3 protein-coding genes are annotated in these 3,697 nt (G+C 61.8%); all 3 read left to right on the top strand.

Translation table 11 applies throughout. From position 1 onward, the window contains the following. The first annotated feature begins 182 nt into the window (after positions 1 to 182). Positions 183 to 1,709 (top strand): IS21 family transposase, encoded by a 1,527-nt coding sequence (gene istA, locus L284_RS44375; protein WP_081674106.1) that lies wholly within the window; start codon positions 183 to 185, stop codon positions 1,707 to 1,709. 10 nt (positions 1,710 to 1,719) lie between these two features. Continuing rightward, complete coding sequence (gene istB / locus L284_RS44370) at positions 1,720 to 2,460, top strand: IS21-like element helper ATPase IstB (RefSeq protein ID WP_021235376.1); 741 nt, start codon at positions 1,720 to 1,722, stop codon at positions 2,458 to 2,460. A gap of 184 nt (positions 2,461 to 2,644) precedes the next feature. Continuing rightward, a partial coding sequence (locus L284_RS44365; RefSeq protein ID WP_021235865.1) for a recombinase family protein occupies positions 2,645 to 3,697 on the top strand: 1,053 nt, incomplete at its 3' end.

Genomic DNA, 3,697 nt, shown 5'->3' with positions numbered 1-3,697 from the left:
TGCGGATTCCGGGGTCATCCCGGCCACCATTCCGATTTGATCCCGGCCGGGATTCCGAGATGATGCCGGCCACCATTCCGAGCAATTCCCGGCCACCCGGGAGGGAGTGAGAAGCCCGATCGTTGGGTCCATCTTATCGGCGCAGCAGCCGGAGGATGGAGATGCCGACGAGGAGGCCGAAGATGCGCCATGTGCGCGAAGTAATGAGAATGCATCGGGAGGCTTGTGTCCCGATGCGCGAGATCGCCCGACTGACTGGCCTTGCTCGATCAACGGTGCGCGACATGATCGTGCGCTTCGACCGCTCGGGATTGGCGTGGCCGGTTCCGTCCGAGATCGGCGACATAGATCTGGAGGGCCGCTTGTATGGCCCCTCCGGCGTCAAACCTGGCCGACGCAAGCTTCCGGAGCCGGACTGGCCGGTGGTAGCGCGCGAGCTGAAGCGCAAACACGTGACGCTGCAGGTGCTCTGGGAGGAGTACCGTGCCGAGCATCCGGACGGATATCGCTACTCGAGATTCTGCGATCTGTTCCGCCGCTGGGAAGGCCGCTTGCCGCTGGTCATGCGGCAGAGCCATGCCGGGGGCGAGAAGCTATTCCTTGATTACGCTGGCGATACGGTGCCGGTCGTGGTGAACCGGCGGACCGGAGAAGTCCGCGACGCCCACATCTTCGTCGCCGTGATGGGCGGATCGAGCCTATCGTTTGCGCTGGCGACGTGGACCGAGCAGTTTCCCGACTGGATCGCAGGTAACAATGCCGCCTTCGCCTTCTTCCGCGGTGTTCCTCAGTTGCTGGTGCCCGACAACGCCAAGGTGGCGGTGATCAAGGCCTGTCACTTCGACCCTCAGGTGAACCGCAGTTACACCGACATGGCCCGGCATTACGGTACGGCGATCCTGCCGACCCGGCCGCGCAAGCCGCGGGACAAAGCCAAAGTCGAAGCCTGCGTCGGTATCGTCGAACGCTGGTTGCTTGGCCGCTTACGTAACCGGATCTTCTACAGCCTCGCCGAGGTGAACGCAGCGATCGCCGAATGCCTTGCCGATCTCAATGACCGGCGGGTGCTGCGCCAGTTCGGCAAGACGCGCCGCCAGCTGTTCGACGAAGTCGATGTTCCGAACCTCAAGCCGCTGCCGGCAGAGCCGTGGGTTCATGCCGAATGGCGCCGCTGCCGCGTCGGGCTGGATTATCATATCGCAATCGAGCGGCATCACTACTCGGTCCCGCACCGCTTCGCGCGCCGGGAGGTCGAAGCCCGGTTCACTGCCAGCACGGTCGAAATCTTCCTGGGAGGCGAGCGTATCGCCGTGCACATGCGCGGCAGCGGGAATGGCCGGCACACCACAGTCCCCGAGCACATGCCCTCCAGCCATCGGCGCTACGGCGAATGGACGCCGGCCAAGATCCGCGAAGAGGCAAGCCGGATCGGGCCGATGTTGTCCCTATTGGTGGAGAAGGTCATCGAGGCGAAGCCCCATCCCGAACAGGGCTACCGGTCATGCTTGGGCATCATCGGGCTCGAGAAACGCTTCGGTGCCCAGCGGCTCGAAGCCGCGGCGCTGCGCGCGCTGGAAATCCAGGCGCGCAATTATCCGTCGGTCAAATCGATCCTCGAGAAGGGGCTCGATCAGGTGCCTGTTCCCCAATCCCCCGAGCAAGAGCCGATCATCCACTCCAACATCCGCGGCTCGAGCTACTACAACTGAAGGAGCAAGAATGCTGAAGCATCCCACTCTGGACCTTCTGGGCCAGCTTGGCCTGGCCGGCATGGCCAAGGCCTTCGCCGAGATGGAAGGCAACGACGATGCAGATGGCCTCAGCCATGCCGAATGGCTGGCGCTGCTGCTCGACCACGAGGCCACCTACCGAAATGACAGACGCCTCGCTTTGCGCCTGCGTCACGCCAAACTGCGGCACCGCGCCGTGCCTGAGGATGTTGATTATCGAACACGCCGCAGCCTTGATCGCCGGCTCTTCGAAACGCTGCTCGCCGGTGACTGGATATCCAGGCACGAGAACTTGGCCATCATCGGCCCGACCGGCATCGGCAAAAGTTGGTTGGCCTGTGCGATCGGCCACAAGGCCTGCCGCGATAATCGTTCGGTTCTCTACACGAGGTTGCCGCGGCTGATCGACGAGCTCACGCTGGCCAAAGGTGACGGCCGTATCGCCGCCCGCCTGAAAAGCCTCGCCCGGGTGGAGCTACTGATCCTGGACGATTGGGGCCTTCAGCCGCTCGACGGCAACGCCCGCCATCATCTCCTGGAAATCCTCGAAGACCGCTACGGTCAGCGCTCCACGCTCGTCACCAGCCAACTTCCCGTGGCCCGCTGGCATCAGACCATAAACGATCCGACATACGCCGACGCCATCCTGGACCGCCTCGTTCACAATGCACACCGCCTCGAACTCGAGGGTGAATCCATGCGCCGGCCTGCGACCCAAACCGCCGCTTGACCACCGTCAATCCCTAATGCCATCAAGCGAAACGATCTGGCTTCTACCCGGCCGGGATCAAATCGGAATGATGGCCGGGATCAGATTGGAACAGGCGACCGGGATCATCGGAATCCGCACTACGCCCTTCGCCAATCCCGGAACGCAGGATTCTCATCTTGTTTGTCGCGCTTTCTCACCCTGAATGTCGCGCGACACGAGGACAGGGAAGTTCGATCTTCTGCTGGCAGAGGCGCTAGACCGTATATCCCGCGATCAGGCCGACATCGCGACGCTTTACAAGCACCTACAGTTTGCCGGCATAACCATCGTCACTCTCGCCGAAGGAGAAATCTCCGAACTCCATGTTGGCCTCAAGGGCACGATGAACGCGCTGTTCCTGAAGGATCTTGCGAAGAAAACCCATCGCGGATTGCGYGGCCGCGTCGAGAAGGGAAARTCTGGGGGCGGACTGTCCTACGGCTACGATCTGGTGAGGTGCCTTGACGCCGGTGGTGAACCGATCCGGGGCGATCGCACGATCAACGTGGTGGAAGCCGAGGTCATCCGCCGCATATTCCGTGACTACGCGAATGGCATCAGCCCTTTGACAATAGCCAAGCGGCTCAATGCGGAAGGGATACCCGGCCCGTATGGCAAGCTATGGGGGAACACAACATTGCGCGGCCACATCAAGCGCGGCACCGGCATCCTCAACAACGAACTCTATATCGGCCGGCTCATCTGGAATCGTCAACGTTATCTCAAGGATCCTCGGACGGGTCGACGTGTCTCCCGCATCAATCCCGAATCCCAGTGGATTACAACGGAAGTACCCGAGCTGCGAATTCTCGATGACGACTTGTGGCAAGCTGTAAAGGCGCGCCAAACGTCCCTGCGCATTGACTACGCTCGCTCGATGGACAGCGCAAACGTGGGAGCCGAGCTCCAGATGAAGCGCCGACCAAAATCATTGTTATCCGGCCTGCTTGTCTGCGGCACCTGTAACGGCCCGGTCTCACTGCGAGGACAGGATCGCTTTGGGTGTTCGGCGCACTTGAACCGACGTTCGTGCACAAACGCTCGCACCATCAAGCGCGAGGCGCTTGAAGCACGAGTTCTTGAGGGCCTTCGCCACCGGTTGATGGCGCCTGAGATTGTGGCTGAAGCCATCCACGCCTATGTCGAGGAGACCAATCGCCTGAACCAACAACAGCGCGCGGCAGCGGCTGCTGACAAAGCGGAGCTCAAAAAGGTG

The organism is Novosphingobium lindaniclasticum LE124, assembly GCF_000445125.1.
In the GTDB taxonomy this organism is placed as follows: Bacteria; Pseudomonadota; Alphaproteobacteria; order Sphingomonadales; family Sphingomonadaceae; genus Novosphingobium; species Novosphingobium lindaniclasticum.
This window is presented reverse-complemented; position numbering and strand designations above follow the sequence as displayed.